Origin of the sequence: Halomonas lysinitropha, from assembly GCF_902500215.1 — a bacterium.
In the GTDB taxonomy this organism is placed as follows: domain Bacteria; phylum Pseudomonadota; class Gammaproteobacteria; order Pseudomonadales; family Halomonadaceae; genus Halomonas; species Halomonas lysinitropha.
On record NZ_CABVOU010000061.1, the window covers coordinates 1 to 271 of the forward strand.

1 protein-coding gene is annotated in these 271 nt (G+C 68.6%); it reads right to left on the reverse strand.

Going from position 1 to position 271, the window contains the following annotated elements; translation table 11 throughout:
• On the reverse strand, positions 1-271 hold a 271-nt coding region (locus HALO32_RS17865; protein ID WP_151445253.1), incomplete at both ends, for a TRAP transporter large permease subunit.

The window sequence follows — 271 nt, forward strand, 5'->3', positions numbered from 1 at the left end:
GTCCATCAGCACGTTCATCAGCACCGCAGGCGTCAAGGCCCGCTTCATCAGGGCGATCACGAAGGCCCCCATGGCGCCGATGCCGGCCGCCTCGGTGGGCGTGAACACGCCCAGGTAGATGCCGCCGATCACCAGCACGAACAGCACCAGAGTGCTGCCGACATCCTTGAGGGCGGCAAAGCGCTCCCCCCAGGGCACCATCTCGCCGGCCGGCCCGGCGTCCGGGTCGCGCCACAGCACCCACTTCACCGCCACCAGGTAGAACAGGACG